Raw genomic sequence first — 25,820 nt, 5'->3', positions numbered from 1 at the left:
CGCTTGGTGTTGCAGCGCGGCGCGCGTGTCGCGGGGCGGGGGAGCGCGGGGGGGTCGGGCGGGGGGTGGTCGGGTTGCGCTGGTTATGCCCGGCGGGGGGGTGGGGGGCGGGAGCCGCTCCCGTACCCACCCGCCGGCCGTCACGTACGACGCGAACTCAGCCGTCCCGAGGCACGCCGACCGCGAGTGCCGCGAACGCGGTCCACGCGGCCGGCGTGACGACGAGAGGCCGGATGTGCCGGTCCTTGGAGTCGCGGATGTGGACGGCCGCGGGAAGCACGGCGACCTCGATGCAGTTGTCCCCGTCTCCGCCGCTGTAGCTGCTCTTGAACCAGTTCAGCTCAGGGGTGGTTGTCATAGGGCTCCTCGCATCCTTTCCAGGAGGTTCACGGTGGCCCGGCAGTCCAAGGCTTGGGAACGCAGCTTGCCATAGCGCTGGTGGAGGACACTCACCTCCCCGGGAGCCGCAATCAGACTGCTCGATCGATGTCCTTCGATGTAACCGAACCACTGGTGTCCCGGTGTTTCGGCCATGTACAGCTGGCCATCGACTCCGCAGTGGTCCTCCTGATGCAACGGCATGATCTGGATCTCGATGTTGGTCCTGTCGCTCATGTTGAGCAGGTGGTCGATGACATCCCTGGTGACCGACACGCCGCCGACCCTGCGTTCCAGGATGGCCTGTTCGATGACGAACGTGAAGGCGGTGTTCGGACGCTCGGTCAAGAGCGTCTGGCGCTCAAGCCGCGCGGTCACCTTGTGGTCGATCTGCTCCTGCGTGAACGGCGGTAGTTGGCGTGTGAACACTGCCCGCGCGTACCGCTCCGGCTGCAACAGTCCGGGAACTGCCCGGCACTCATACGCGTACAAGGAGATCGCCTCCTCCTCGACCCCCGCCCACTGGCGAAACCACGACGCCAGCCCCACCCTCCGCGTCAGGCTCCTCACCGCCGCTGTGAGGACCTTGACCGCGACCGGCCCCAAAACCTCCTCCGCCCGCGCGGGCAGGTCCGCCGGTGGGAACCGCTTCCCCTGTTCGATCTTGGCGACGTACGCTGCCGAGTACCGCACCCGCAGGGCGAACTCCTCCTGGGTCAGCCGGGATTCCTCGCGCAGGGCCTTGAGGACCGCTCCGAAGGTCTTGAGACCGTCGGAGAGTTCTGCTTCCGTGCCGTTCGCGCCGCCGTGGTCCGTCCTCATCGTCCCGTGCCTCCCGTGTCCGCGGGCCCACGCCCTGTTCAACCTCGCCCGACCCGTTCGAGGTCACGGGGAGTTACACGCCCAGTCCAGAGGGTGCACCGATACAGTCGGGCCTGTAGGGGTGTCGTCCCTGTCAGGAGCGAGGAGTGGCCCGGAACGCTGGGCGCATGCCAGCGCCACAGGCCCGAGCGGCCGTTACCGTAAGTGTGTTCGCCCAGCGTTTCTCCGCCACGTGCCGGGGCGCGCGCCTCGCCCGCAGGCTCGCCGCGCACCGGCTCGACCTGTGGCAGCTGCCGTATGGCAGCCCCGCCTCCGACACCGTCACCCTCGTGGTGGCCGAGCTGGCCGCCAACGCGGCCGTGCACGGCCGCGTCCCGGGCCGCGACTTCGAGCTGCGGCTCCTGTACGACCGGACCGCGGGCATCGTCCGCGTCGAGGTGTCCGACACCCACCCGGGGCGGCCGGGGGCCCCTCGCCCCCGTGGGCCCGTCCTCCGTGGACGCCGACGGCGGGAGGGGCCTGCTGATCGTGGAGGCCGTCGCCGACCGCTAGGGCGTGGCCGGGCGGACGGGTCCGGGCAAGACCGTGTGGGCCGTGTGCGCGGTCCGTGCCCCGGACGGCCCGCGTCCGGCCACCGCCGCCGACCGCCACGGCATGCCGCACTACGAGGTGCCGGAGGACGTCGACCCCGTGGCGCTCCTGTTGTCCGAGCGCGGGGAGGACGACCGCTGATCCACGCGGGCACCTCCGCGCGGGGCATCCGCACGACCCGGTGCGGTCACCGGAGCACGGCGGCCGACTGCGGCGCCCGACTGTAGGAACCCGACAGGACGCCATGGGAGCCACTGTCGGTGCCCGAATGTCCCGCGGCACGCCGCGACCGATAGGTTTTCGGGGAAGCCGCCTGTCATCCAGGTGTCCGGGCGGGTGAACCAGACCGCTATCGAAAGGGTGATCCGTTGAGCCGCTCGGTTCTCGTCACCGGAGGCAACCGGGGCATCGGCCTCGCCATCGCCCGTGCATTCGCCGACGCCGGCGACCAGGTCGCCATCACGTACCGCTCGGGTGAGCCGCCGGCCGGCTTCCTCGCCGTCCGCTGCGACATCACCGACCCGGAGCAGGTGGAGCAGGCCTACAAGGAGATCGAGGCCCAGCACGGCCCGGTCGAGGTCCTCGTGGCCAACGCGGGCATCACCAAGGACCAGCTCCTGATGCGCATGTCCGAGGAGGACTTCACCTCCGTCGTCGACACCAACCTCACCGGCACCTTCCGCATCGTGAAGCGTGCCAACCGGGGCATGCTGCGCGCCAAGAAGGGCCGCGTCGTGCTGATCTCCTCGGTGGTCGGCCTGTCCGGCTCCGCGGGCCAGGCGAACTACTCCGCCTCCAAGGCCGCTCTGGTCGGCTTCGCGCGCTCCCTCGCCCGGGAGCTCGGCTCGCGCAACATCACCTTCAACGTCGTGGCGCCCGGCTTCGTCGACACCGACATGACCAAGGTCCTCACCGACGAGCAGCGCGCGGGCATCGTGTCGCAGGTACCGCTCGGCCGGTACGCGCAGCCGGAGGAGATCGCCGCGGCGGTGCGGTTCCTCGCCTCGGACGACGCCTCGTACATCACTGGAGCCGTCATTCCTGTTGACGGCGGACTGGGAATGGGTCACTGAACGACATGAGCGGAATTCTCGAGGGCAAGCGCGTCCTGATCACCGGTGTGCTGACGGAGGCGTCCATCGCCTTCCACGCCGCCCGGCTGGCCCAGGAGCAGGGGGCCGAGGTCATCCTGACCGCGTTCCCGCGGCCCACCCTGACCGAGCGCATCGCCAAGAAGCTCCCCAAGCCCACCAAGGTCATCGAGCTCGACGTCACCAACGACGAGCACCTCGGCCGCCTCGCCGACGTCGTGGGCGAGGAGCTCGGCGGCCTCGACGGCGTGGTGCACTCCATCGGCTTCGCGCCGCAGGACGCGCTCGGCGGTAACTTTCTCAACACGCCGTTCGAGTCGGTCGCCACGGCCATGCACGTCTCGGCCTTCTCTCTGAAGTCCCTGACCATGGCCTGCCTGCCGCTGATGCAGAACGGCGGCTCCGTCGTCGGCCTCACCTTCGACGCGCAGTACGCCTGGCCGCAGTACGACTGGATGGGCCCGGCCAAGGCCGCCCTGGAGGCGACCAACCGGTACATGGCCCGTGACCTGGGCAAGCAGAACATCCGCTGCAACCTCGTCTCGGCGGGCCCGCTCGGTTCCATGGCCGCCAAGTCCATCCCGGGCTTCAGCGAGCTGGCCTCCGTGTGGGACACCCGCGCCCCGCTGGAGTGGGACCTGAAGGACCCCGAGCCGGCCGGCCGCGGCATCGTCGCCCTGCTGAGCGACTGGTTCCCGAAGACCACCGGCGAGATCGTCCACGTGGACGGCGGTCTGCACGCCGTCGGCGCCTGACCGTCAGCACGGCCCGAAGGGCCCGCACCCCACCGGGGCGCGGGCCCTTCCCGCGTCCTGGCGGGGTGCCCGCCGTGTCACCCGAACGGCTCACCAGGCGGGCGCGCGGGACCGCCGACCGGGCACCGTGGAGTACGCGTCCGTCGCGCGTTTTCCTCCCCAGCCACGCCGAGGAGGTCCGTTGTGCGCGTCTACCGTCTGGCCTCAGCGATCCTGGCCGCCGCCCTCGTGCTGGCCCTGCCCCACGACGCGATGCCGCACCCGCGCGTGGCGCCCGAGCGGGCCGCTGCGGGGACCCCGCTCACGGACGATCCGTTCGGCGCCGCCTGCCGGATCCTTGTCGAGGGATCCCGGGTGACCGCGTACTGCCACAACCCCTATCCCGTCACCGACCGGGTGAGTCTGCACGTCGAGTGCGTCCGCTGGTGGGACCTCGACGCCGACAGCAGGCCGGTGGCCGCCGGGCCCGCGCAGACCGTGCGTCTGACCGGCCGCTGCTGGAAGGAGGTCGGCTCGGCCTGGGTCAGCCACCGGAGGGCGGAGCGCTGACCCGCCCCGGACGGCACACCAGCGGGTAGGCGGCGGCCACCTCGGCCGCCGCCGTCGCGTCTCCGGCCCGGATCGCGTCCACCAGCCGCCCGTGCTCCATGTGCGTCTCCGGGGACAGCCGAGCGCCCACGTCGTCGCGCAGCCAGTCCCGCAGCACCTCGCCCAGGTCCGCGTACATCGCCGTCATCACGTCGTTGTGCGAGGCCGCCACCACGGCCAGGTGGAAGGTCGCGTCCGCCGTCACGAACGCCTCCGCCTCACCCGACTCCCACGCCTCCTCACGGCGCAGCAGCAGGGCGTCCAGCTGCTTGAGGTCCCTCTCCGTCCGCCGTGCGGCGGCCAGCCGCGCGGCGGCCGACTCCAGCGTGGAACGCAGCTCGGCGACGTGCCGGGGGTCGGCGCCGGCGAAACGGCGCTGCATCACGCCCGCCAGCTCGCTCGTCGCCACCACGTAGGTGCCCGACCCCTGGCGGATGTCCAGCAGGCCGTTGTGCGCCAGGGCGCGGACCGCCTCGCGCACCGTGTTCCGGGCCACCCCGAGCTGCTCCACCAGCTCCGGCTCCGTGGGGATGCGGGAGCCGACCGGCCACTCGCCCGTGGTGATCTGCGCCCGCAGCGCGGCGATGACCTGCTCGGACAGGGCCGCACGACGCGGATGGCTCAGGGGCATGGCACACCTTCGCACGCCAGGGGCGTCGCCGGGACGCCGCAACGAGGTGGACGGAGAATCATCCCATGATTCTATGATGGACCCCATGGCTGGTGACGACACCCGGACGTTCGCGTCCACGACGACCGGAGACACCCCGGCCGGAACCCGACCCGCAGCGGCCCCCCGCACCCCCGGGCCGGATCCCTCCGCCCCGCGCCCGCGCGGCTGGGCCGCGCACCTGCTGGTCGTGGCCATCGTCCTGGCCGCGCTGAACCTGCGCCCCGCCATCACCAGCCTCGGCGCGCTGCTCGAAGAGGTCCGCGTCGCGCTCGGCATGAGCGGCAGCGTGGCCGGACTGCTGACCTCGGTCCCCCCGCTGTGCTTCGCCGTCTTCGGCGTCACCGCCCCGCGCCTGGCCCGCCGCTTCGGCCCCGGCGCCGTGGTGTGCGGCGGCATGGCCGCCATCGCCGCCGGCCTGCTGATCCGCCCCTTCGCGGGCGGCACGGCCGGATTCCTGGCCGCCACCGCCCTCGCCCTCATGGGCATCGCCGTCAGCAACGTCCTGATGCCGGTCATCGTCAAGCGCTGGTTCCCGGACCGGATCGGCACCATGACCGGCCTGTACTCCATGGCCCTCGCCCTGGGCACCTCCACGGCGGCCGCGGTGACCGTGCCCGCGACCGGCCTGCTGGGCGGCGACTGGCGGTCGGGGCTCGCCCTGTGGTCCGTCCTCGCCGCCGCGGCCGTGCTGCCCTGGCTGTGGTTCGTCCGCGACCGCGGCACCGCCGCCGGCGGCGGACGCCCCGGCTCCCGGGCCGCCGCCCGCGTGCGCCCGCGCGCGGAGCCCGCCTCCGCGCCCGGCCCGCGCACCGACACGCCCCCGCTGCGCATCGTCCGCAGCGGCACCGCGTGGGCGCTGGCCCTCTTCTTCGGGCTCCAGGCCACCGCCGCCTACATCACCATGGGCTGGATGCCGCAGGTCTTCCGCGACGCGGGCGTCCCCGCCGGTACGGCCGGCCTGCTGCTCGCGGTCACCATGGTGATGGGCGTACCGCTCGCCTTCGTCATACCCCGGCTGGCCACCCGGCTGCCCCACCAGGGGCCCATCGTGCTCGTCCTGGGCGCCTGCGGCCTCACCGGGTACGCCGGCCTGTACCTCGCCCCCGCCGCCGGGGCCTGGGCCTGGGCTCTGCTGCTGGGCATCGCCGGCTGCGCCTTCCCGCTCGCGCTGACCCTGGTCGGCATGCGCGCCCGGACCGGCGCGGGCGTCGCCCAGCTGTCCGCCTTCGCCCAGAGCACCGGGTACCTGATCTCCATCCCCGGGCCCCTCCTGGTCGGCGTGCTCTACCAGCACAGTGGCGGCTGGGGACTGCCGATCGGGCTGATGGCCGCCCTGATGGTGCCGCAGACGGTGTTCGGCTGGCTGGCCGGCCGCGCCCGCACCGTGGAGGAGGAAGCGGCGCGCTGAGCCCGACCCCGCACCGCCACGCGGGCGCCAGGGCGGCCAGGGCGGCGGCACGCTGAGCGCGACCGGCACCGCCACGCGGGGGCCGGGGCTGTGGCGCGCTGAGTCCGACCCCGCACTGCCACGCGGGCGCCAGGGTGGCCAGGGCGGCGGCACGCTGAGCGCGACCGGCACCGACGCGCGGGGGCCGGGGCTGTGGCGCGCTGAGTCCGACCTCGCACCGACGCGCGTGCCCCGGCGCGGCGGCACGCTGAGCGCCGCCCCGCACCGCCACGCGGGGGCCGGGGCTGTGGCGCGCTGAGCGCCACCCCCGCACCGACGCGCGTGCCCCGGCGCGGCGGCACGCTGAGCGCCACCCCCGCACCGACGCGCGGGCCCCGGGGGTGGGACACTGGCCGCATGCCAGTCCTCGACCCCAACCCGCAGAACGGCCAGAAGAAGCTGCTCCTGGTCCTCGGCTCGTTCCTCGCGATCTTCATCGTCATCGGCGTGGTCGCCAGCCTCCTCGCCCCGTGACCCCCGCCACCACCCCGGGCCGCCCGGGCCATGGTGGGGCTGACCCCCGTATCCCCTAGGGGGACAGGCTCAGGGTCAAGTGGGTGGATCACCGGATGGGTCGGCACCCGCCGGGTCCGTACCTTCGTGAGTGACCGCAGGACGCGGTGCACGGACCCCTCGCGGAGCGGAGGCCACCATGACGGCGCGCACCCACCCCCGGCCCCACCCGGCCCCCCGGGGCGGCTCCGGCATCCGGCTGCCGTGGTGGGCCCTGGCCCTGCCCACGCTCGCCTTCGTCACGCTGCTGCTCCTGGTCCTGAACCCTTCCGAGGCCCACGCCACGTCCGGCGAACCCGCGATCGCGCACCTCGTCGAGCGCGCGCAGCAGCTCCTGGCCCGATGAGTCCCCGGGAGGGGCCGCCAACTACCTGCGCCCCGTGGCCTGTTTCATGCGAAGCTGGGTGACATGAGCGTCGCAGAACCCCGCAGGATTGTCCTCTTCCGGCATGCGAAGGCCGACTGGCCCCCGGTCAACGACCATGAGCGCCCACTCGCAGAGCGGGGCCGCATGGACGCGGCAGTCGCCGGACGCAAGCTGGCCGACTCCGCCATCGCCTTCGACCTGGCCCTGTGCTCCACCGCGACCCGCACCCGGGAAACCTGGAAGCTGGCGGTCCAGGAATTCCCGCAGCGACCGAAAACCGTCTACGAGGAGCGGATCTACGAGGCCTCGCCCGGTGAGCTGATCGCCCTGCTGAACGAGACCTCCGACGACGCGCAGAACGTCCTGCTGGTCGGCCACAACCCCGGCATCCAGGGCCTCGCCGACATCCTGGCCGGCTCGGCCGAGGGGGACGCCCGCGAGCGCATGGACCGCCGCGGCTACCCCGCCGCCGCCTTCGCCGTCCTGACCTTCACCGGCTCCTGGAAGTCCCTGGAACCGGGCGTCGCCACCCTGGCCGACTACTGGGCGCCCAGCGAGTGACCCACCGCGCCTGACCCGGATCCGGCCGCGACGACCGGTGCCGGAACCCCTCACGCACGGAAGCGGTGCGCCGCACCCACGGGCGCACCGCTTCCGCACGGAGCGGGCGGCGGCGCCCTCAGCCCAGGCCGACGGTGTCCGCCGCCTCGACCTCCTCGCGCGTGATGCCCAGCAGATAGAGCACCGTGTCCAGGAAGGGCACGTTCACGGCCGTGTGGGCGGCCTCCCGCACCACCGGCTTTGCATTGAAGGCGACCCCGAGGCCGGCCGCGTTCAGCATGTCCAGATCGTTGGCACCGTCACCGATCGCCACCGTCTGCGACAGCGGCACACCCGCCTCGGTCGCGAAGCGGCGCAGCAGCCGGGCCTTGCCCGCCCGGTCGACGATCTCCCCGATGACCCTGCCGGTCAGCTTCCCGTCGACGATCTCCAGCGTGTTCGCCTGGGCGAAGTCCAGCCCCAGCCGCTCCTTCAGGTCGTCCGTGACCTGGGTGAACCCACCGGACACCACACCGACTTGGTAGCCGAGACGCTTCAGCGTACGGATCAGGGTGCGCGCACCCGGCGTCAGCCGCACCTCGCTGCGCACCTTGTCCACCACGGACGCGTCCAGCCCCTCCAGCAGCGCCACCCGGGCGTGCAGGGACTGCTCGAAGTCCAGCTCCCCGCGCATGGCCGCGGCCGTCACGTCGGCCACCTTGTCCTGGCAGCCCGCGTGCGCCGCGAACAGCTCGATCACCTCGTCCTGGATGAGCGTGGAGTCCACGTCCATCACGACCAGGCGCTGCGCCCGCCGGTACAGCCCGGCCGCGACGACCGCCACGTCCACCCCGAGCCGCGCCGCCTCGGTCACCAACGCGGTGCGCAGCGGCTCGGTCTCCACCCCCGACACCGCGAACTCCACGGCCGTCACCGGGTACTTGGCCAGCCGGAAGATGCGGTCGATGTTGCCGCCGCTGTCGGTGATCCGGGCGGCGATCGACGCCGTCGCCTCGGACGTGAGCGGATGACCCAGCACGGTGATCAGGGAACGGCCGAGCCCGCGCGGACGGTTGTCGCCGATGCCGGAGATGATCTCCGCCTGCATCTTCATCGACTCCGCCCAGCTGTGCACGGTCGCCCGGAGGTCTCCCTCCAGGCCCCGGGGCGGCTCGGTCACGAGCGCGCACAGCACGATCCGGCCGCGGGTGACGACCTGCTCGATGTCGACGACGTCGACGGAGTAGGCGGCGAGGGTGTCGAAGAGGCCGGCCGTGATGCCCGGCCTGTCCCTGCCGAAGATCTTGACAAGGAGAGTGGGTACGTCGGTGGTCTGCGATGCGCTCATGGTGGTCCCACCGTATCCGGCACCCGGTGCCTCCCGCCCCCTCGGTCCGCCTGACGGACAGCCGAACACGGGCCCTCGGGCGACGACTCGGCGGCGACGTTCCGCGCGGATTTCTCCGGGGGTTCCGCCCGGCCGGAAGCAGCGCCGCCCGCCGGGCCGGGCAGGCCCGGGCGAGCCGGGCCGCGATGCGGCCGGCCGGCACCCGCCGGTCACGGGGGCGGCACCCGGGCGGCGCGCGGCCGGGCTCTCGTGCGGTGCGCCACCGGGCTCGGACGCGGCCCGGGGAGCATCACCGGATCTCCGGACCGGCGCCGGACGGGGCGGGGGTCGCTCCCCGGCGGAGCGCCTGCCGCAGGCCGCGACGGTGAAGGCGGCGCCCCGGCAGCCGGAGTGGCGCCCCCGCTCACGCGGGCGGGCCGCGTGTTCCTCAGGGGCGTGGGCCGTGGGCCGTGGTGGGGCTGCGCGCGGGGGTCGGGAGCCGAGCATGGCCGGTGGTGGCCCGTGGGTGAGCGCTCGCCGTTGTGCGGGCTGAGGATCCTGGTCGGCGCGGCGCTCGGGTCTCGGAGCCGGCCGCGTGGCTGGTCCCCGTGGACCTGCGGTGCGAGCACCCGCCATCGGGGCCGCGTGCCGACGACGAGGACGAGACCGGGACCGGGGGACGAGCGGGGACGAGCGGGGGCCGAGGACCTGCCCGGCCCGCGCCGTCCGTCCGGACGTGCCCGGGCCCGCGCCGTCCGTCCGGACGTGCCCGGGCCCGCGCCGTCCGTCCGGACGTGCCCGGGCCCGCGCCGTCCGTCCCGTCGCCCGCGGAGAGGCCCCGCCGGGTGATCACCGGCCGTCGGGCCTGCGCGGGGCCGGGGGAGGGGGCGGTGGTGGCGGTGGCTCGTCGGGCCAGGACGGGCGCCCGCGCGCGGGCCGGGCGCGGTGTCCGCGTCGGGGCGGTTCGACGGGGCGGATCCGGGTGGGCGCCCCGGAGAGGTCCTCGTCCGGTGAGTCGCCCCGGCCGGTGCCGGCGCCGTCCTCGCGGGGAGGGCCCTCGGGGCGCGCGTCACCGGCGGGGGCGTCCGGGGCGGGGCCCTTCCCGGACGGGGTCGGAGCCCTGCGGGCCGGGTCGCGGTGCCCGGCGTCTCCGTCGGCCCCCCGGGGCGTGCCCAGCGCGCGGGTGCGCCCGTCGGGTGACGGCGGGGGAGCGTCCGGGGCGGGGCCAACGCCCTCCGGTGGGCGCAGTCGCCGGGTCCGGTCGGGGGAGCGCCGTGCGTCCGCCGGGCCGTCCGCCCGGCCGCCCGCGAGGTCCTGCGCCCGGCCGTCCGCGGGGTCCTGCGCCCGGCCGTCCGCCCGGCCGGGCCCGCCGTCGGACCGAGGGGCGTCGCGCGGTTCCTCCGCGCCGTCGGGCATCCGCAGGTACGGGTTGGTGTCCGGGTTCGGCGGCCGGTACGGCGGCTCCGGCGCGTACGGCCCGCGCGGCGCCCCGCGCCCGGTGCCGCCCGCTCCGGCCCCGTCCTCCCGGAGGGCTGCCGGTGCGCCGCGCTCCTCTCCGTCGTACCGGCCGCCGTCCGCGTACCGCCCGGAGCCCTTCACGCCTCCCGCCGCACCGGCCGGGCCTGTCGCACCGGCCGGGCCCACCGCACCGGCCGGGCCTGCCGTACCCGCCGCGCCCGCCGACCCTGCCGCACCCGCCCCCCGCACGTCGCCCTCCGTGGCCGCCGTGTCACCGCGTGCCAGGGGTGCCGCCCAAACGCCCGTCGCTCCGGCCGCCCGGGCCAGCAGGGCACCTGCCGCTCCCGCGGCGGCGCCCCACGCGGCGCCCAGCAGCAGGGCGGGACCCAGCCTGCCGTGCAGTTCCAGCCCGGCGCCGAAGGCGTCGAAGCCGAGGACGGAGAGCGAGGCGTCGACGGACACCCCCGTCAGCCCCACCAGCACCGCCAGCGCCACGGCGGTGACGAGAGCCAGGCGCAGCGCACAGCGCAGGACGGACCCGGCCGGTGTCCCCGCGTCCGGCGCCCCGGCGGCCGGTGTGCGCACCGCCATCAGCACGCCCGCCAACAGCATCGCGACGGCGGCCGCCACTCCCAGCAGCCCTACGCGCCCGTCCAGTTCGGCCAGCCGTCCCAGGGTCACCGGCTGGTCGGACTCCCCGCGCAGCAGGTCGTCCAGCGGGTGCGGCAGCACGCCGAGCAGCGCCCCGGACGCCCGTCCGTCCCAGGGCACGAACAGGCCGACCGGCAGACCGAGCCACACGCCGTTCGGCGCCCCCAGCAGGGCCGCGCCCGCGATCCGCCGCGGGTGGGGGTCGCCGACGGCCGCGTACCCGGCCGCCGCGAGGCCCGCCGCCACCGCCAGCAGCAGCACCGTGACGACGGCGGACACCGCCGGCCGCACCACCCGGTGCAGCGCGTCCCAGCCGCGCGGCAGGGGCGTACGGCGCGAGGCCAGCAGGGCGACCACCAGGACGCCGGCCGACCAGACCGCGGCGCCGAGCAGCGTCGGTGCCGTGTCGACGGTGAAGCCCACCGCGGCCTGTGCGTCGACGAGGCCGGCGACCCGGTCCGGCAACAGCCCCTCCACGTCCCCGAGGTCGCCCAGCCCGGGGAAGCCGATGCCGTCACCGTCCCCGCCGGGCAGCCCGTCCAGCCCGAGGGACCTGCCGTCGAGGGTGACGACGTCGTGGCCGGCCCACACCAGCCCGCCCGCCATCGCCACGCACAGCGCGACCACCGCACCGGCCCGCGCGAGGAGTTCGGCGAGCGTGACCACCGTCCCCGCCGCCCGCAGCGACCGCAGGAAGAAGAAGGCCAGCAGCAGCGCCCCGACCAGGCTGACGCCGAGTGGCGTGATCTCGACCGCGGTGGTCGCCTCCGCGCCCGACAGCCCGAACGCGGACACGTCGCCGGACGGCGTGACCGACCCGCCCGCCCCCAGCGCCACCACCGCCGCGGTCATCGGCCCGAGCGAGCCCGCCGCGTCGGCGTCCAGCAGACGCAGGCCCAGCGCGGCCGTGCCGGCCATCGCGATCAGCGCCCAGCTGACCGCCGCGACCGCGGACACCACGACGTCCACCCAGGGCACGCGCGCGCTCCGCGGTGCGGCACCGGCGCTCGTGGCAGCACTCATGGCAGACCCCCCGGTCCCCGGCGCGGCGAGGCGGCCGCGCATGTCCCCCTCGCCTGGATTACCACTCTCCGGGCCGATTTCAACCCCGTCGACGCGATGCATCGAAGCGTTGGTGCGGGCTCGTGACAAGGCCCGACTTTCGGTCAGGGGGGCGACCCTGGAATAGTTCCCCCCGATGTTCGACATCCCTAGACTCCCTGCGATGGGGGAAATTCGGGGGACAACTCAGTGGGGCATGGAGTGCCGGAACTCGTACTGGAATCAAACGGACGTACCTGGACGCTCGATCCGTCCAGGACCTACGCCCTGGGGCGCGATCCGCAGGGCGACGTCGTGCTCGACGACGCCAGGGTCTCCTGGCGTCACGCCACGATCAGCTTCAACGGCCACAGTTGGGTCATCGTGGACCACGGCAGCACCAACGGCACCTTCGTGCAGGGACAACGGATCCATCATCTGGAGCTCAGCTCCGACACGGCGCTGAACCTGGGCAACGCGACCGACGGGCCGCGCGTGACCCTGACCGGTGTCGGGGCCGCCGCACCCCAGGCGCATCCGGGGCAGGCCCATCAGGCGCAGCAGCCGCACCAGCCGTACGCGGCCCAGGGCGCGCAGGGCGGGCAGAGCGCCAACCCGGGCTGGGCGCAGCAGGCCCCGCCGCAGCAGTCCGCCCCGCAGGCCGGCTGGCAGCAGCCGCAGCACGAGGTGCCGCAGCAGCCCGCGCCGCAGATCCCGCAGCAGCAGGGCCCCGGCGGCGGACCGGGCGCGCCGGTCTACGGCGACCGCAGCCCGACCACGTTCCACCAGTTCTCCCTCGGCCGGGTGATGCGCATCGGCCGCGCCCTGGAGAACGACCTCGTCGTCTCCGACCTCCAGGTCTCCCGCAACCACGCCGAGTTCCACTCGACGCCCGACGGGCGCATGGAGATCCGCGACCTCGGTTCGCACAACGGCACCTACGTCAACGGTCTGCCGATCCCCAAGGGCGGTTCGCAGCTCCTCGGCGCCACCGACATCGTCGGTGTCGGTCACTCGACGTTCCGGATCGTCGGGGACCGGCTCGAGGAGTTCGTCGACACCGGTGAGGTGTCCTTCTCCGCCCGGCACCTGACCGTCACGGTCGACGGCGGCAAGCAGATCCTCAAGGACGTCTCCTTCGGCGTGCCGGAGAAGTCGCTGATCGCCGTCATCGGCCCGTCCGGCTCGGGCAAGTCGACCCTGCTGAAGGCGCTCACCGGCTACCGCCCCGCCAACCAGGGCGAGGTCCTCTACGACAACCGGAACCTCTACAAGCAGTTCGCCGAGCTGCGGCAGCGCATCGGTCTGGTCCCGCAGGACGACATCCTGCACAAGGAGCTGACCGTCAAGAAGGCCCTCACGTACGCGGCGAAGCTCCGCTTCCCGGCCGACACCACGGCCGCCGAGCGGGCGTCCCGCATCGACGAGGTGCTGCGCGAGCTGAAGCTGGACATCCACAAGGACAAGAAGGTCACCTCCCTGTCCGGCGGCCAGCGCAAGCGCGTGTCGGTGGCGCTGGAGCTGCTGACCAAGCCCTCGCTGATCTTCCTGGACGAGCCGACGTCCGGTCTCGACCCGGGCATGGACCGCGACGTCATGCAGCTGCTGCGCGGCCTCGCCGACGACGGCCGCACGGTCCTGGTCGTCACCCACTCGGTGGCCGAGCTGGCGATCTGCGACAAGCTGCTGGTGATGGCGCCGGGCGGCTCGGTCGCCTACTTCGGCCCGCCCGAGGAGGCGCTGAACTTCTTCGGCTACGACACCTGGGCCGACGTCTTCTCCGCCTTCGAGAACTACCGCGACTACGACTGGGCGGGCCGCTGGAAGGGCTCGCAGCACTACCAGATGTACGCGGCGGACATCGACGCGGTCGCACCGCAGTCCGTACAGGTCCCGGCGATGCAGGCGATGAAGCCGCCGAAGCCGCAGGGCTGGATGTCGCAGTTCAGCACCCTGGTGCGCCGCTACATCTCGGTGATCGCCTCCGACAAGGGCTTCCTCGCCCTGATGGTGATCCTGCCGGCCGTCCTCGGCGCGGTGAGCCTGCTCATCGACGCGGACCGGGGCCTGCTGCCGAACCCGCCCAACCCGCAGACCGGCCGGATCATCCCGAACGGCACGGCGACGACGGTCCTGCTGATCCTCGCCGTCGGCGCCTGCTTCGCGGGTGCCGCGAACTCCGTGCGCGAGCTGATCAAGGAACGGGTCATCTACGAGCGGGAGCGCGCCACCGGCCTGTCCCGCTCGGCGTACCTCATGTCCAAGGTGTTCGTCCTCGGCATGATCACGGTGTTCCAGGGGCTGCTGGTCGGTGTGATCGGCTTCTCCAGCCGGGAGATCCCGGAGGAGGGCCTGGTCTTCGGCGGCTTCACGCTGCTGGAGCTGTCCGTGCCGATCATGGCGCTCGGCTTCACCTCGATGATGTTCGGCCTGATCATCTCCTCGCTGGTGAAGACCGCCGAGAAGACCATGCCGCTGCTGGTGATGTTCGCGATCATCCAGGTCGTGTTCACCGGCTGCCTGTTCACGCTGCACGGTTCGATCGGCGTCAACCAGTTCTCGTTCCTGATGCCGTCGCGCTGGGCGGTCGCCGCCTCGGGCGCCACGCTGGACTTCAACAGGATCAGCCCGCCGGAGACGCCCGGGGACACCGACCCGCTGTGGGAGCACACGGTCGGCGCGTGGGCGATGGACATGGGCGCGCTGATCGCCATCGGCGTGGTCTGCGGCTTCTTCGTGGCGCGCTTCCTGCGCCGGCACGAGCCGGAGGTCATGCGGAAGTAACCGCCGGACCGGCTCCACGACGCCCCGAAGGGCGGCACCCCGTCAGGAGGGTGCCGCCCTTCGGCGTATCCGTTCGCGTCGGACGCGAGTGCCAGAGGTCCGCGCCGACCTCAGTACGCGCTGTCGACGTTGTCCATGGTGCCGTACCGGTCGGCCGCGTAGTTGCAGGCCGCGGTGATGTTGGCGACCGGGTCGTAGATGTTCTTCGAGGTGCCCGGCACGTGGTACGCCTCGAACGTCGGCGGGATCACCTGCAGCAGGCCCTTGGAGGGGATGCCGTTCTGGGCGTTGATGTCCCAGAGGTTGATCGCCTTCGGGTTGCCGGAGGACTCCCGCATGATGTTGCGGTGAATGCCCTCGTAGGAGCCGGGGATGCCGTGCTTCTTCATGATGTCGAGGGACTCACGGATCCAGCCGTCGAGGTTGTTGGCGTACCTCTTGGGGGCCGCCGCCTTCTTCACCTGGGCGCGGTCGGCGGCGCGGCTGGCGCTCTCCTTGGCCTGACGGGCCTGCTCCGCCTTCTTCGCGGCGGCGGCAGCGGCGGCCTTCTTCTTGGCGGCGGCCTCGGCCTTCGCCTGGGCCGCGGCCTTCTTCTTCGCCGCGATCTGCTCGGCCTTGACGCTGGCGCCCGCGAGCTGGTCGGTGACGCTCGCCCGGACGTCCTTGATCTGCTCGGTGCTGTAGGCCACCTTGGCCGCCGGAGCAGCTGCCTCGCTCGTGACGGTCGTCGACGCGTCGCTCGGCACCGCCGAGATTCCGATGGCGGCGGCACCGAGGGCGGCGACACCGGCAGCGGCGATCTTGTGATGACGGGTCAGGGCGCGACTGTGACCACGGGACAGGATGTTCTTCGGCATGGGGGTTGGACCTCTTCGAATAGCGCGGAGGTCGCTCGGCGTCCGGTGGGGACAGTGGTGCTTCCGGCACAAACGCCGCGGGGAAGACCCACGGCGCTGAGCGACGGCTGCCATTCTTAGCGGCCGCAAAATTGGCTGGCAAAGGTGTGACGTACGAAGCCGCCTAGTGGACCCCGTGAGGGCAAATCGGTACAAGCTGGACCGAACGGGCCGCTCACGTGGGCGGCATGTATCTCCTACTCCCGTTCGTACGTGATGTGCGCCCTATGCCCGGCCTCACATGGCCCCCGCCTGCTTCTCACCCGGAGTTGCTGACGCAATGCACTGTGTGAGGACTTCCCCGTCCGCCCCCCTCCGTCGCCCCGGGCCGTCGCCCCGGGCCGTCGCCCCGGGCCGTCGTCACGGCCGGGGCGAGGCCCGTCATCCCGGCAGCAGCAGGTGCAGATCCCCGAACTCGTGCCACAGGTAGCGCCCGCGCAGCGCCTCCTCGTAGCCGCGCCCGACCGCCGCGCGGCCGGCGACCGCCTCCAGCATCAGCAGGTGCGACGCCTCCGGCTCGTGCAGACCGGTCAGCAGCCCGTCCACCACCCGCACCCCCCGGCCCGGCGTCACCACCAGGTCCGTCCAGCCCGACCGGGCCCGCACCACACCGTCCGCCCCGGCCGCCGACTCCAGCGCCCGCACGGCCGTCGTCCCCACCGCGATCACCCGCCCGCCCCGCGCCCGCGTCGCCTCCACCAGCCACGCCGACTCCTCCGGCACCGCGAACCGCTCCGGGTAGGGCGGCTCGTGCACCTCCGCCGACGCCACCCCGGTGTGCAGCGTGACCGGCGCGAACCGGACCCCCCGGCTCACCAGCTCCGTCACCGTCCGCGCGGTGAACGGACGCCCCGCGCTCGGCATCTCCGCGCTGCCCGCCCCGTCCGGCGACGGCAGCGCGAACACCGTCTGGTACGCGGACAGCGGCTGGTCCCGCTCCGTGTACGCGTACCGGATCGGCCGCCCGTACTCCTGCAGCAGCCCGAGGACGTCCCGGCTCACCCGCGCCCACCACAGCCGGTCCCCCCGCGGGCTCAGCGGCTCCTCCAGCACCAGCCGGGCACCCCCGGGCAGCCGCACCCCCGTCCCCGGACCGCGCGCGGCCCACGCGCGGGTGGTGCCCCGCCCGTCGGGCCGCCGCAGCTCGACCGCCCAGCGGCCGTCGTCACCCCGCGTCGAGAAGTGCACCACCACGCGCGCGTGACCGGTCCGCCCGTCGACGGCCGCCGCCAGCGTCGGCGAGGTGTTCACCACCAGCAGGTCCCCGGCCCGCAGCAGCCGCGGCAGCTCCGCGAAGGCGTGGTGCTCCGCCTCCGTGCCCCGCGACACCAGCAGCCGCACGGCGTCCCGGTCCAGTCCCGGCCCGCGCTGCTCCACCGGGACCCGCGCCGACAACTCCTCCGGCACCCGCACCGCCACGGTCACGACCCGGCCCCCACGAGCGCCGCCGCCGCGTAGCGGCCGCTCGCCGGCCGCTCGTCCAGCAGCCGCAGGAACCCGGGCACCACGGTGGCCGGATCGGGCCGCGGACCGTCGTCGTCCGGCACCGCCGCCACGTACAGGTCCGTCGCCATGTCGCCCGGATCCACCGCCCACACCCGCAACCCCGGCTCCTCCACCGCCAGAACCGCCGCCAGGTGGTCCAGCGCCGCCTTGGACGCCCCGTAACCGCCCCATGTCGGATACGCCTCGGCGGCGGCGTCCGAGCTGACCGTGACCAGCGCGCCCTCCCGGGACGCCCGCAGCAGCGGCAGCGCCTCCTGGGCCAGCCCCAGCGCGGCCACCAGATTCACCTCCAGCGCCCGCCGCAGCCCCTCCAGCGGCAGCTCCTCCAGCCGGACCAGCGGCTCCGCCCCCAGCGCGCTCGCGTTGTGCACCAGGAGATCCGCCCCGCCCAGCCGCCGGGCCGCCGCCACCAGCTCCCCCCGGTGCCCCGCGTCCGTCACGTCCCCCGGCAGCGCCGTCACGCGCGTGCCGTGCGCGGACACCTCCCCGGCCGCCTCCGCCAGCGGTACGGGATCCCTCGCGTCGAGCACCAGGTCCCAGCCGCGCCCGGCCAGCGCCCCGGCCAGGGCCCGCCCCAGCCCCTTCGACGCCCCCGTGATGATCGCTACCGGCATGTCGTGCCCCCTTCGTCGTCGCGCCGCTCGTCGGCGTGATCTCAACGTAGGAACGCGGCCGGCCGCCCCGCGTCGGACGGCGGATCCAGACCACCGGGGCCGTTCGCCCTACACCGCACAACCCGGGACCCCGGACCTACGCCGGGCCCCGGACCGGCCCCGGCCCGGCCCGCGGACCTAGGACCCCGGCCCCGGCACGAGGCCCCCACAGGTCCGATCCGCGGCGCCGGGACCCGCCGGTACCGTGAGGACATGAGTCACGGCCCCCCGACCGGCCTCGCCGCGGTGAGCTCCGCGCTGCTGGCCATGAGCAGGCACCTGGAGGTGCGCGACGTCCTGAAGACGATCGTCGCCTCGGCCCGCGAACTGCTCGACGCGCAGTACGCCGCGCTCGGCGTGCCCGACGACCACGGCGGCTTCGCCCAGTTCGTCGTCGACGGCGTCAGCGAGGCGCAGTGGAAGGCCATCGGCCCCCTCCCGCGCCAGCACGGCGTCCTCGCCGCCATGCTGCGCGACGCGAAGCCCCAGCGCCTCGCCGACGTGCGCAGCGACCCCCGCTTCGAGGGCTGGCCCAGCGCCCACCCGGACCTGGTCGACTTCCTCGGCCTGCCCGTCCGCGACGGCGACGAGGTCATCGGCGCCCTCTTCCTGGCCAACAAGAACTGCCCCAAACCCGAGGGCACCTGCGGCTTCACCCAGGACGACGAGGAACTGCTCGGCATCCTCGCCCAGCACGCGGCGATCGCCCTCACCAACGCCCGCCTCTACGAACGCAGCCGCGAACTGACCATCGCCGAGGAACGCTCCCGGCTGGCCCACGAGCTCCACGACGCCGTCAGCCAGAAACTGTTCTCCCTGCGCCTGACCGCCCAGGCCGCCGCCCGCCTCGTCGACCGCGACCCCACCCGGGCCAAGGGCGAACTCCAGCAGGTGGCCGCCCTCGCCGCCGAGGCCGCCGACGAACTGCGCGCCGCCGTCGTCGAGCTGCGCCCCGCCGCCCTGGACGAGGACGGACTCGTCGCCACCCTCCGCACCCAGGTCCAGGTCCTCGACCGCGCCCACAGCGCCCGCGTGACCTTCACCGGCCACGGCGTGCGGGCCCTGCCCGCCGCCCAGGAGGAGGCCGTGCTGCGCGTCGCCCAGGAGGCCCTGCACAACGCCCTGCGCCACGCGGAGGCCGACCGGGTCGACGTCACTCTGGACCGCCGCGGCACCGGGGCCGTCCTGCGGGTCACCGACGACGGCAGCGGCTTCGACCCCCGGACGGTGCGCCGTGCGGGACGTCACCTGGGTCTGGTCTCCATGCGGGACCGGGCGAGCGGCGTGGGCGGCAGGCTCAGCGTGGAATCGGAGCCCGGCAAGGGCACCACGATCGAGATGGAGGTCCCCGGTGGCTGACGCAATCAGGGTGCTCCTGGTCGACGACCACCAGGTGGTCCGCCGGGGACTGCGCACCTTCCTGGAGGTGCAGGACGACATCGAGGTCGTCGGTGAGGCGGCGGACGGCGCCGAGGGCGTCGCCCTGGCCGAGCAGCTGCGGCCGGACGTCATCCTCATGGACGTGAAGATGCCCGGCATGGACGGCGTGGACGCGCTGCGCCGCCTGCGCGAGCTGGACCACCCCGCCCGCGTGCTGGTCGTCACCAGCTTCACCGAACAGCGCACGGTGGTCCCGGCCCTGCGCGCGGGCGCCGCCGGATACGTCTACAAGGACGTCGACCCCGACGCCCTCGCCGGGGCCATCCGCTCCGTGCACGCGGGACACGTCCTGCTCCAGGCCGAGGTGGCCGGCGCCCTGCTCGCCCAGGAGGACACCGGCCCGGGCCAGGGCCGGGCGGGCTCGCTCACCGACCGGGAGCGCGAGGTGCTCGGGCTGATAGCGGACGGCCGTTCCAACCGCGAGATCGCCCGCGCCCTGGTGCTCTCCGAGAAGACGGTGAAGACGCACGTCTCCAACATCCTGATGAAGCTGGACCTCTCGGACCGCACCCAGGCCGCCCTGTGGGCGGTACGGCACGGGGTGACCGGCTGACCCGCGACGCCGCCGGCCGGGCGGACGGTTCCCCTCCGGTCCGAGATTCATACCGTCGTGGGAATGTCCCCCGGATGGCGCATCCTTTTCCGGCCCCCGCCGTTGCTCAGTGCGTGCCGCGGCGCCCGCCCCGGCCATCGCAAGGAGGGCTTGGAAAGTGAAGAACCTGAAGAAGGCAGCGGCCGTGACGATGATCGCCGGCGGGCTGCTCGCCGCCGGCACGGGCATGGCCTCCGCCACGGACGGCGCCCACGCCGACGGCATCGCGGCGGGCTCCCCGGGCGTCGTCTCGGGCAACGTCATCCAGGCCCCGGTCGACGTCCCGGTCAACGTCTCCGGCAACACGGTCAACGTCATCGGCCTGCTGAACCCGGCCTTCGGCAACCTCGCCGTCAACCACTGACGGCCCGCACCGACCCGGTGACCCCCGGCCTCCCGGCCTCACCCGGGAGGCCGGTCGTCGTCAGCCGGTCACGGCCCGCGTCGGCCCGGAGCAGTCCCCCGCGCGGCATGCGACCGCCCGGTGCCGCAGCCGTCCGGCGCGGCATGCGACCGCCCGGGGCCGTCTCGCGCGGGCCTCCCCGCCCGGCCCGGAGGAGTCCCCCGCCGCATGCGACCGCCCGGACCCCGTCTCGCGCGAGCCTTCTCGGTCCGGACCCCGTCCCGAGTGGCCCGTGATCGCCCGGACCCCGTCTCGCAAACCCGTGATCGCCCGGGGCCGCCCGCTCACCGCGTCCGGTCGCGCACCCACCGGTCACCGGACGCCGCGCTCGCGCTCCTCCACCACCGCGTTGTACGCCGCCACCTGCGCCCGCCGGGCCGTCCGCTCCACCGGCCGCAGCGCCGTCCCGCGCGCCGCCATCTCCGAGGCGCTCACCGCACCCCCGTGCCCGCCGGCACCCGCCAGCTCGACCAGCGCCCCCACCCGCTGCGCCAGCTCCAGCACCCGCACCGCACGCGGCGGATACCCGGGCGCCAGCACCTCCCCGCCCCGCTCCGCCCGCGCCCGGTACGCGTCGATCGCCGCCTCGGCCACCGGCCCCGACCCGGCCACGTCCAGCCGCGTCAGCACCTCCGTGGCCTCCCGCAGCGCCTCCGCCAGCTCCCGCTCCGCCTCACCCAGCGAGGGCACGTCGGCGGGCGGCGCCTCCCGCACCGCCAGGCAGTGCCAGACCACCTCCACATGCACGTCGCCCTCCGGCCCGGCCCCGGCGACCTCCGGCACCAGACCGAGAGCGGCACCGTGACAGACCACCGCCTCCCCGGCCTCCAGCGCCCGCGCGTTGAACTCCGGCGGACCGCTCAGCCCCAGCGGATGCCCCGGCGCGGGCAGCGCGACCCGCAGCCCGGTCGCCCCCAGCGACCGCAGCCGCCCCAGCGCCAGCGTCAGCCCCACCGGGGCCGGCTCACCAGGCAGCCCCGCCACCCGGTGCACGGCGTCCTCGCCGACGATCGCGAGCCCGGCGTCATCCGGAGAGACAAGTCCGGCAAGAAGGGCATTTCCCCATGCGGCGAGGCGTCCAGAGCGTGGTTCCGAGAACATCCCCCCACCCTAGGCGGGCCCCCGTCCCACCGCGGCGGGCCCGCGGAAAGCCCAAGAACCGGACCGATGGAACGCCCCGGTCGGCCGGTGGCGTAGATTTCATGGAGGGCTGCGCCCGATCGGCGCGGCGGACCGAGCCACAGGCGTAAGCGACTGCCGAGACCGGCCACACTGCAAGGGGAGACAACGCGCTCATGAGCGATGTTCTGGAGCTTCAGGACGTATCCGTGGTCCGCGAGGGCCGGGCTCTGGTGGACCAGGTCTCCTGGTCGGTCAAGGAGGGGGAGCGCTGGGTCATCCTCGGCCCCAACGGTGCCGGCAAGACCACCCTTCTCAACATCGCGTCCAGCTACCTCTATCCCAGCAAGGGCACCGCCACCATCCTCGGCGAGACCCTCGGCACACCCGGCACAGACGTCTTCGACCTGCGCCCCCGCATCGGCATGGCCGGCCTCGCCATGGCCGACAAGCTCCCCAAGAAGCAGACGGTCCTGCAGACCGTGCTCACCGCCGCCTACGGCATGACCGCCGGCTGGCAGGAGGAGTACGAGGACATCGACGAGCAGCGCGCCCGCGCGTTCCTCGACCGCCTCGGCATGTCCGAGTACCTCGACCGCAAGTTCGGCACCCTCTCCGAGGGCGAGCGCAAGCGCACCCTGATCGCCCGCGCCCTGATGACCGACCCGGAACTGCTGCTCCTCGACGAGCCCGCCGCCGGCCTGGACCTCGGCGGCCGCGAGGACCTCGTCCGCCGCCTCGGCCGCCTCGCCCGCGACCCGATCGCCCCCTCCATGATCATGGTGACCCACCACGTCGAGGAGATCGCGCCCGGCTTCACCCACGTCCTGATGATCCGTCAGGGCAAGATCCTCGCCGCCGGCCCGCTGGAGCTCGAACTCACCTCCCGCAACCTGTCCCTCTGCTTCGGGCTGCCCCTCGTCGTCGAACAGGTCGGCGACCGCTGGACCGCCCAGGGCCTCCCGATGGTCTGAGCGGGACCCCGCACCCCAAATCCCGTGGCCCACGGGCATTTTCGGCCGGACCTGAGGGGCCGGTGCCCTGTCGGCGACGGGTGCGCGGTCCTACCATGACCATGTGGACATCGACGCATGGCTGTGGTGGCTGATCGGCGCGGCAGTACTCGGCATCGCTCTGGTGATCACCGCGATGCCCGAACTCGGCATGCTCGCGGTGGGCGCGGTCGCCGCGGCCGTGACCTCCGGCATCTTCGGCGGCGGCGCGGTCGCCCAGGTCGTCGTCTTCACCGTCGTCTCGACCGCCCTCATCGCCGTCGTACGCCCCATCGCCAACAGACACCGGGCCGGACGGCCACCCCAACTCTCCACCGGCGTCGACGCCCTGAAAGGCAGACAGGCCGTCGTCCTGGAACGCGTCGACCGGTCCGGCGGCCGCATCAAGCTGGCCGGCGAGGTCTGGTCCGCCCGCGCACTCGAAGCCGACCGCTCCTACGAGGTGGGCCAGGAAGTGGACGTCGTCGACATCGAGGGAGCCACGGCCATCGTCATGTGACCTCGCACGACGCAACCCGGCCGATCCGGCCCCGTGTTGCGCCACGGTCTGACAGACTCGACCAGCAAGATCTTTCCAGGCACACGACCTGCCGAAGGCGCCGAGGCGAAGAAGGGTACGGGGAACCGACGATGGAACCGATCATCATCGTCCTGATCATCCTGGTGGTGTTGGTCTTCATCGCCCTGATCAAGACGATCCAAGTCATCCCACAGGCCAGCGCCGCCATCGTCGAGCGCTTCGGCCGCTACACACGGACCCTGAACGCGGGCCTGAACATCGTCGTCCCGTTCATCGACACCATCCGCAACCGCATCGACCTGCGCGAACAGGTCGTCCCCTTCCCGCCCCAGCCGGTCATCACCCAGGACAACCTGGTCGTCAACATCGACACCGTCATCTACTACCAGGTCACCGACGCGCGGGCCGCGACCTACGAGGTCGCCAGCTACATCCAGGCCATCGAGCAGCTCACCGTCACCACCCTGCGCAACATCATCGGCGGCATGGACCTCGAACGGACCCTGACCTCCCGCGAGGAGATCAACGCGGCCCTGCGCGGCGTCCTCGACGAAGCCACCGGCAAGTGGGGCATCCGCGTCAACCGCGTCGAACTCAAGGCCATCGAGCCGCCCACCTCCATCCAGGACTCGATGGAGAAGCAGATGCGCGCCGACCGCGACAAGCGGGCCGCGATCCTCCAGGCCGAGGGTGTCCGCCAGTCCGAGATCCTGCGCGCCGAGGGCGAGAAGCAGTCCCAGATCCTGCGCGCCGAGGGCGAGGCCAAGGCCGCCGCCCTGCGCGCCGAGGGCGAGGCCCAGGCCGTCCGCACCGTCTTCGAGGCCATCCACGCCGGCGACCCGGACCAGAAGCTGCTGTCCTACCAGTACCTCCAGATGCTCCCGAAGATCGCCGAGGGCGACGCCAACAAGCTCTGGATCGTCCCCAGCGAGATCGGCGACGCCCTCAAGGGCCTCTCCGGCGCCGTCGGCAACTTCGGCTCCAACCTGGGCGGCAACGGCGCGACGGGCGGCACCGTCCCCGCCCAGGAACGCCGCGAGAAGCCCTCGATCGACTGAGAGCACCCGGACATCACGAGGGCCCCGCACCCCTTCAGGGGCGCGGGGCCCATCGATATGCGGCTCCGTAGTGCGGCTCCGCCGCCCGGGCGCGCACCACTGCGGACATCCCGCAGCCGGGTGTCCCGTCACGCCCCTACGGCCGCGCCGTCACGCCGCGGCCGACACCAGCCACTCGGGCAACGCGTCGAACTCCTCCGTGCCCAGCGCCAGCAGCATCGCGTCGGCGGGCGTCGGCTCGAACGGCTCCCGCAGCAACGGCATCCCCGCCTGCTCCGGCGTCCTGTTCGCCTTGCGGTGGTTGTCCTCCGCGCACGACGCGACCGTGTTCAGCCAGGTGTCCTGGCCCCCCTTGGACCGCGGTACCACGTGGTCCACGGTCGTCGCCCGCCGCCCGCAGTAGGCGCACCGGTGCCGGTCGCGCACCAGCACACCCCGCCTGGACCAGGGCGCTTGTCTTCGGAACGGCACGCGCACGTAGCGGCACAGCCGGATCACCCGGGGCGCCGGTATGTCGACCGCGGCCCCCCGCATCCGCAGTTCGGGGTGGGCCTGCTCGACGACGGCCTTGTCCTGGAGCACCAGAACGACGGCTCGGTTCAGCGTCACCGTCGACAGCGGCTCGAAGCTCGCGTTCAGCACCAGCGTGTCCCGCATACCAGCCCACCTCCTGTGTGCACCGGCCCACCCCCTGGCGGGCTGGGGTCAACTCTGGCCGGGCACGCCGAGATGGACAACGCAATATCTGCTGCTCCGCGGGGAACGCCCCCGCGATCCCCGACAACAAAAAAATGCCCGCCCCTGATCAATTCCGCGACCAGGGGCAGGCAAACGTTCCGTGAACGTCGGGATCCGGTCAGGATCCGGCAGGCACCTCGTACTCGCCGATCAGGTGCGCACGGGCGAGCGTGTGGAAACGCAGGTTGAAGCCCACCGCGGCGGGCGTGGCGTCCGCGTCCGGACCCAGCTTCTCCTGGTCCACGGCGTACACCGTGAACACGTAACGGTGCGGGCCGTCACCGGGCGGCGGCGCCGCCCCGCCGAAGTCCCGGGTGCCGTAGTCGTTGCGCACGTGGACCGCGCCCTCCGGCAGACCCTCGAACTTCCCGCTGCCGGCACCCGCCGGCAGTTCCGTCACCGAGGCCGGGATGTCGAACACCACCCAGTGCCAGAACCCGCTGCCCGTCGGCGCGTCCGGGTCGAAGCAGGTGACGGCGAAACTCCTGGTCCCCTCGGGGAAACCCTCCCACCGCAGATGCGGCGAGGTGTTCCCGGCGGCGTGGACCTGAGCGTCCTTCAGGCTCGCGCCCTCCTCGACATCCTCACTGGTCACCGTGAACGACGGCACGGGCGGATGGAAGTCGTGGGGGAGCGGCCGCCGCATGTGCTCGGTCACCTCGGTACCTCCTGAATCGTCAGCCTTCGGTCGCCTCCGAGCCTAGGGCCTCTCGTTCGGTTCATGCCGGGCTCGCGGGGTCCGGCATGAACCGAACGAAAGACCCTAGTGACCTGAGTCGGAGATTCGTCGGCAGTAGGCGGCGACTTTGTCGAGGATCTCGTCGGCGGTCTTGGTCCAGATGAAGGGTCTGGGGTG

The 25,820-nt window shown here is 73.4% G+C and carries 25 protein-coding genes and 1 pseudogene; 15 read left to right on the top strand and 11 right to left on the bottom strand.

The window, feature by feature from the left end:
- Window positions 1–157 precede the first annotated feature (157 nt).
- Window positions 158–358, bottom strand: a complete 201-nt coding sequence (locus ACIRPP_RS31820; RefSeq protein ID WP_403650206.1) for a DUF397 domain-containing protein — start codon at window positions 356–358, stop codon at window positions 158–160.
- A complete protein-coding gene (locus ACIRPP_RS31815; RefSeq protein ID WP_403650203.1) occupies window positions 355–1,200 on the bottom strand; it encodes a helix-turn-helix domain-containing protein in 846 nt (281 codons plus the stop codon). Before ACIRPP_RS31815 ends, ACIRPP_RS31820 begins: the two co-directional genes overlap by 4 nt.
- A gap of 167 nt (window positions 1,201–1,367) precedes the next feature.
- On the opposite strand from ACIRPP_RS31815, the pseudogene ACIRPP_RS31810 reads away from it, so the two are divergent.
- The 4 genes and pseudogenes from ACIRPP_RS31810 to ACIRPP_RS31795 form a co-directional block, all read left to right on the top strand.
- Window positions 1,368–1,830 (top strand): annotated as a pseudogene (locus ACIRPP_RS31810) (ATP-binding protein); the annotation flags it as partial.
- Window positions 1,831–2,159: 329 nt separating this feature from the next.
- The gene (fabG, locus tag ACIRPP_RS31805) at window positions 2,160–2,864 is read left to right on the top strand and encodes a 3-oxoacyl-[acyl-carrier-protein] reductase (protein ID WP_164348149.1); all 705 of its coding nucleotides are present in this window, start codon (window positions 2,160–2,162) and stop codon (window positions 2,862–2,864) included.
- Between the two features lie 5 nt (window positions 2,865–2,869).
- Window positions 2,870–3,637: an enoyl-ACP reductase FabI gene (gene fabI / locus ACIRPP_RS31800; RefSeq protein WP_403650200.1), complete on the top strand. Its 768-nt coding sequence runs from the start codon at window positions 2,870–2,872 to the stop codon at window positions 3,635–3,637.
- 183 nt (window positions 3,638–3,820) lie between these two features.
- On the top strand, window positions 3,821–4,186 hold the full coding sequence (locus ACIRPP_RS31795; RefSeq protein ID WP_403650197.1) for a hypothetical protein: 366 nt from the start codon (window positions 3,821–3,823) through the stop codon (window positions 4,184–4,186).
- Here the strand turns inward: ACIRPP_RS31795 and ACIRPP_RS31790 are convergent.
- Entirely contained in the window at window positions 4,161–4,856 is a 696-nt protein-coding gene (locus tag ACIRPP_RS31790; RefSeq protein ID WP_403650194.1) for a FadR/GntR family transcriptional regulator, read from the bottom strand. The genes ACIRPP_RS31795 and ACIRPP_RS31790 overlap by 26 nt on opposite strands.
- Before the next feature lie 73 nt (window positions 4,857–4,929).
- On the opposite strand from ACIRPP_RS31790, the gene ACIRPP_RS31785 reads away from it, so the two are divergent.
- The 4 genes from ACIRPP_RS31785 to ACIRPP_RS31770 all read left to right on the top strand — a co-directional run bounded on the left by ACIRPP_RS31785 (window position 4,930) and on the right by ACIRPP_RS31770 (window position 7,786).
- Window positions 4,930–6,306 (top strand): CynX/NimT family MFS transporter, encoded by a 1,377-nt coding sequence (locus ACIRPP_RS31785; protein ID WP_403650192.1) that lies wholly within the window; start codon window positions 4,930–4,932, stop codon window positions 6,304–6,306.
- 396 nt (window positions 6,307–6,702) lie between these two features.
- Entirely contained in the window at window positions 6,703–6,819 is a 117-nt protein-coding gene (locus tag ACIRPP_RS31780) for an SGM_5486 family transporter-associated protein (protein ID WP_263867800.1), read from the top strand.
- A 178-nt stretch (window positions 6,820–6,997) separates the two neighbouring features.
- Window positions 6,998–7,204: a hypothetical protein gene (locus ACIRPP_RS31775; protein WP_164337579.1), complete on the top strand. Its 207-nt coding sequence runs from the start codon at window positions 6,998–7,000 to the stop codon at window positions 7,202–7,204.
- A gap of 63 nt (window positions 7,205–7,267) precedes the next feature.
- Complete coding sequence (locus ACIRPP_RS31770) at window positions 7,268–7,786, top strand: histidine phosphatase family protein (protein WP_164349229.1); 519 nt, start codon at window positions 7,268–7,270, stop codon at window positions 7,784–7,786.
- Window positions 7,787–7,904: 118 nt separating this feature from the next.
- On the opposite strand, the gene serB is transcribed toward ACIRPP_RS31770, so the two are convergent.
- Together serB and ACIRPP_RS31760 are read right to left on the bottom strand one after the other, a co-directional pair.
- Window positions 7,905–9,113 (bottom strand): phosphoserine phosphatase SerB, encoded by a 1,209-nt coding sequence (gene serB / locus ACIRPP_RS31765; protein WP_164349231.1) that lies wholly within the window; start codon window positions 9,111–9,113, stop codon window positions 7,905–7,907.
- A gap of 828 nt (window positions 9,114–9,941) precedes the next feature.
- Complete coding sequence (locus ACIRPP_RS31760) at window positions 9,942–12,224, bottom strand: streptophobe family protein (protein WP_403650187.1); 2,283 nt, start codon at window positions 12,222–12,224, stop codon at window positions 9,942–9,944.
- Window positions 12,225–12,464: 240 nt separating this feature from the next.
- Between ACIRPP_RS31760 and ACIRPP_RS31755 the strand changes: the two genes are divergently transcribed.
- On the top strand, window positions 12,465–15,026 hold the full coding sequence (locus ACIRPP_RS31755; RefSeq protein WP_403650184.1) for an FHA domain-containing protein: 2,562 nt from the start codon (window positions 12,465–12,467) through the stop codon (window positions 15,024–15,026).
- Between the two features lie 110 nt (window positions 15,027–15,136).
- Here the strand turns inward: ACIRPP_RS31755 and ACIRPP_RS31750 are convergent, their stop codons facing one another.
- The 3 genes from ACIRPP_RS31750 to ACIRPP_RS31740 all read right to left on the bottom strand — a co-directional run bounded on the left by ACIRPP_RS31750 (window position 15,137) and on the right by ACIRPP_RS31740 (window position 18,042).
- Window positions 15,137–15,883, bottom strand: a complete 747-nt coding sequence (locus ACIRPP_RS31750; RefSeq protein WP_403650180.1) for a transglycosylase SLT domain-containing protein — start codon at window positions 15,881–15,883, stop codon at window positions 15,137–15,139.
- 420 nt (window positions 15,884–16,303) lie between these two features.
- Window positions 16,304–17,347, bottom strand: a complete 1,044-nt coding sequence (locus ACIRPP_RS31745; RefSeq protein WP_403650177.1) for an S-adenosylmethionine:tRNA ribosyltransferase-isomerase — start codon at window positions 17,345–17,347, stop codon at window positions 16,304–16,306.
- Window positions 17,344–18,042, bottom strand: a complete 699-nt coding sequence (locus ACIRPP_RS31740) for an SDR family NAD(P)-dependent oxidoreductase (protein WP_403650174.1) — start codon at window positions 18,040–18,042, stop codon at window positions 17,344–17,346. The genes ACIRPP_RS31745 and ACIRPP_RS31740 overlap by 4 nt, the downstream gene beginning before the upstream one ends.
- A 252-nt stretch (window positions 18,043–18,294) precedes the next feature.
- On the opposite strand from ACIRPP_RS31740, the gene ACIRPP_RS31735 reads away from it, so the two are divergent.
- The 3 genes from ACIRPP_RS31735 to ACIRPP_RS31725 all read left to right on the top strand — a co-directional run bounded on the left by ACIRPP_RS31735 (window position 18,295) and on the right by ACIRPP_RS31725 (window position 20,477).
- Window positions 18,295–19,440, top strand: coding sequence for a GAF domain-containing sensor histidine kinase (locus ACIRPP_RS31735; RefSeq protein ID WP_403650171.1), 1,146 nt, complete (start codon window positions 18,295–18,297; stop codon window positions 19,438–19,440).
- Window positions 19,433–20,074, top strand: a complete 642-nt coding sequence (locus tag ACIRPP_RS31730; RefSeq protein ID WP_164351236.1) for a response regulator transcription factor — start codon at window positions 19,433–19,435, stop codon at window positions 20,072–20,074. Before ACIRPP_RS31735 ends, ACIRPP_RS31730 begins: the two co-directional genes overlap by 8 nt.
- A gap of 157 nt (window positions 20,075–20,231) precedes the next feature.
- Window positions 20,232–20,477, top strand: a complete 246-nt coding sequence (locus ACIRPP_RS31725; RefSeq protein ID WP_403650168.1) for a chaplin — start codon at window positions 20,232–20,234, stop codon at window positions 20,475–20,477.
- A 351-nt stretch (window positions 20,478–20,828) separates the two neighbouring features.
- Here the strand turns inward: ACIRPP_RS31725 and ACIRPP_RS31720 are convergent, their stop codons facing one another.
- A complete protein-coding gene (locus ACIRPP_RS31720) occupies window positions 20,829–21,617 on the bottom strand; it encodes a hypothetical protein (RefSeq protein WP_403650165.1) in 789 nt (262 codons plus the stop codon).
- Between the two features lie 194 nt (window positions 21,618–21,811).
- Between ACIRPP_RS31720 and ACIRPP_RS31715 the strand changes: the two genes are divergently transcribed.
- The 3 genes from ACIRPP_RS31715 to ACIRPP_RS31705 all read left to right on the top strand — a co-directional run bounded on the left by ACIRPP_RS31715 (window position 21,812) and on the right by ACIRPP_RS31705 (window position 24,226).
- Complete coding sequence (locus ACIRPP_RS31715; protein WP_403650163.1) at window positions 21,812–22,609, top strand: ABC transporter ATP-binding protein; 798 nt, start codon at window positions 21,812–21,814, stop codon at window positions 22,607–22,609.
- Between the two features lie 103 nt (window positions 22,610–22,712).
- On the top strand, window positions 22,713–23,147 hold the full coding sequence (locus ACIRPP_RS31710; protein ID WP_164334064.1) for an NfeD family protein: 435 nt from the start codon (window positions 22,713–22,715) through the stop codon (window positions 23,145–23,147).
- A gap of 131 nt (window positions 23,148–23,278) precedes the next feature.
- A complete protein-coding gene (locus ACIRPP_RS31705; RefSeq protein WP_403650160.1) occupies window positions 23,279–24,226 on the top strand; it encodes an SPFH domain-containing protein in 948 nt (315 codons plus the stop codon).
- 150 nt (window positions 24,227–24,376) lie between these two features.
- Here the strand turns inward: ACIRPP_RS31705 and ACIRPP_RS31700 are convergent, their stop codons facing one another.
- Together ACIRPP_RS31700 and ACIRPP_RS31695 are read right to left on the bottom strand one after the other, a co-directional pair.
- A complete protein-coding gene (locus ACIRPP_RS31700; protein ID WP_403650157.1) occupies window positions 24,377–24,883 on the bottom strand; it encodes an HNH endonuclease in 507 nt (168 codons plus the stop codon).
- A 199-nt stretch (window positions 24,884–25,082) separates the two neighbouring features.
- Window positions 25,083–25,622 (bottom strand): YbhB/YbcL family Raf kinase inhibitor-like protein, encoded by a 540-nt coding sequence (locus ACIRPP_RS31695; protein WP_403650154.1) that lies wholly within the window; start codon window positions 25,620–25,622, stop codon window positions 25,083–25,085.
- Between the last annotated feature and the right edge of the window lie 198 nt (window positions 25,623–25,820).

This window comes from Streptomyces sp. NPDC101219, from assembly GCF_044767675.1.
GTDB lineage: Bacteria > Actinomycetota > Actinomycetes > Streptomycetales > Streptomycetaceae > Streptomyces.
The sequence above is the reverse complement of the archived record's forward strand: the minus strand, read 5'-3'. Positions and strand labels throughout refer to the sequence as shown.

Coding starts and splice junctions, on each gene's coding strand:
- ACIRPP_RS31760 (WP_403650187.1), bottom strand. CDS start 12,224: ATGAGTGCTGCCACGAGCGCCGGTGCCGCACCGCGGAGCGCGCGCGTG.
- ACIRPP_RS31815 (WP_403650203.1), bottom strand. CDS start 1,200: ATGAGGACGGACCACGGCGGCGCGAACGGCACGGAAGCAGAACTCTCC.
- ACIRPP_RS31775 (WP_164337579.1), top strand. CDS start 6,998: ATGACGGCGCGCACCCACCCCCGGCCCCACCCGGCCCCCCGGGGCGGC.
- ACIRPP_RS31705 (WP_403650160.1), top strand. CDS start 23,279: ATGGAACCGATCATCATCGTCCTGATCATCCTGGTGGTGTTGGTCTTC.
- ACIRPP_RS31790 (WP_403650194.1), bottom strand. CDS start 4,856: ATGCCCCTGAGCCATCCGCGTCGTGCGGCCCTGTCCGAGCAGGTCATC.
- ACIRPP_RS31770 (WP_164349229.1), top strand. CDS start 7,268: ATGAGCGTCGCAGAACCCCGCAGGATTGTCCTCTTCCGGCATGCGAAG.
- ACIRPP_RS31740 (WP_403650174.1), bottom strand. CDS start 18,042: ATGCCGGTAGCGATCATCACGGGGGCGTCGAAGGGGCTGGGGCGGGCC.
- ACIRPP_RS31720 (WP_403650165.1), bottom strand. CDS start 21,617: ATGTTCTCGGAACCACGCTCTGGACGCCTCGCCGCATGGGGAAATGCC.
- ACIRPP_RS31780 (WP_263867800.1), top strand. CDS start 6,703: ATGCCAGTCCTCGACCCCAACCCGCAGAACGGCCAGAAGAAGCTGCTC.
- serB (WP_164349231.1), bottom strand. CDS start 9,113: ATGAGCGCATCGCAGACCACCGACGTACCCACTCTCCTTGTCAAGATC.
- fabI (WP_403650200.1), top strand. CDS start 2,870: ATGAGCGGAATTCTCGAGGGCAAGCGCGTCCTGATCACCGGTGTGCTG.
- ACIRPP_RS31735 (WP_403650171.1), top strand. CDS start 18,295: ATGAGTCACGGCCCCCCGACCGGCCTCGCCGCGGTGAGCTCCGCGCTG.
- ACIRPP_RS31820 (WP_403650206.1), bottom strand. CDS start 358: ATGACAACCACCCCTGAGCTGAACTGGTTCAAGAGCAGCTACAGCGGC.
- ACIRPP_RS31700 (WP_403650157.1), bottom strand. CDS start 24,883: ATGCGGGACACGCTGGTGCTGAACGCGAGCTTCGAGCCGCTGTCGACG.
- ACIRPP_RS31750 (WP_403650180.1), bottom strand. CDS start 15,883: ATGCCGAAGAACATCCTGTCCCGTGGTCACAGTCGCGCCCTGACCCGT.
- ACIRPP_RS31715 (WP_403650163.1), top strand. CDS start 21,812: ATGAGCGATGTTCTGGAGCTTCAGGACGTATCCGTGGTCCGCGAGGGC.
- ACIRPP_RS31785 (WP_403650192.1), top strand. CDS start 4,930: ATGATGGACCCCATGGCTGGTGACGACACCCGGACGTTCGCGTCCACG.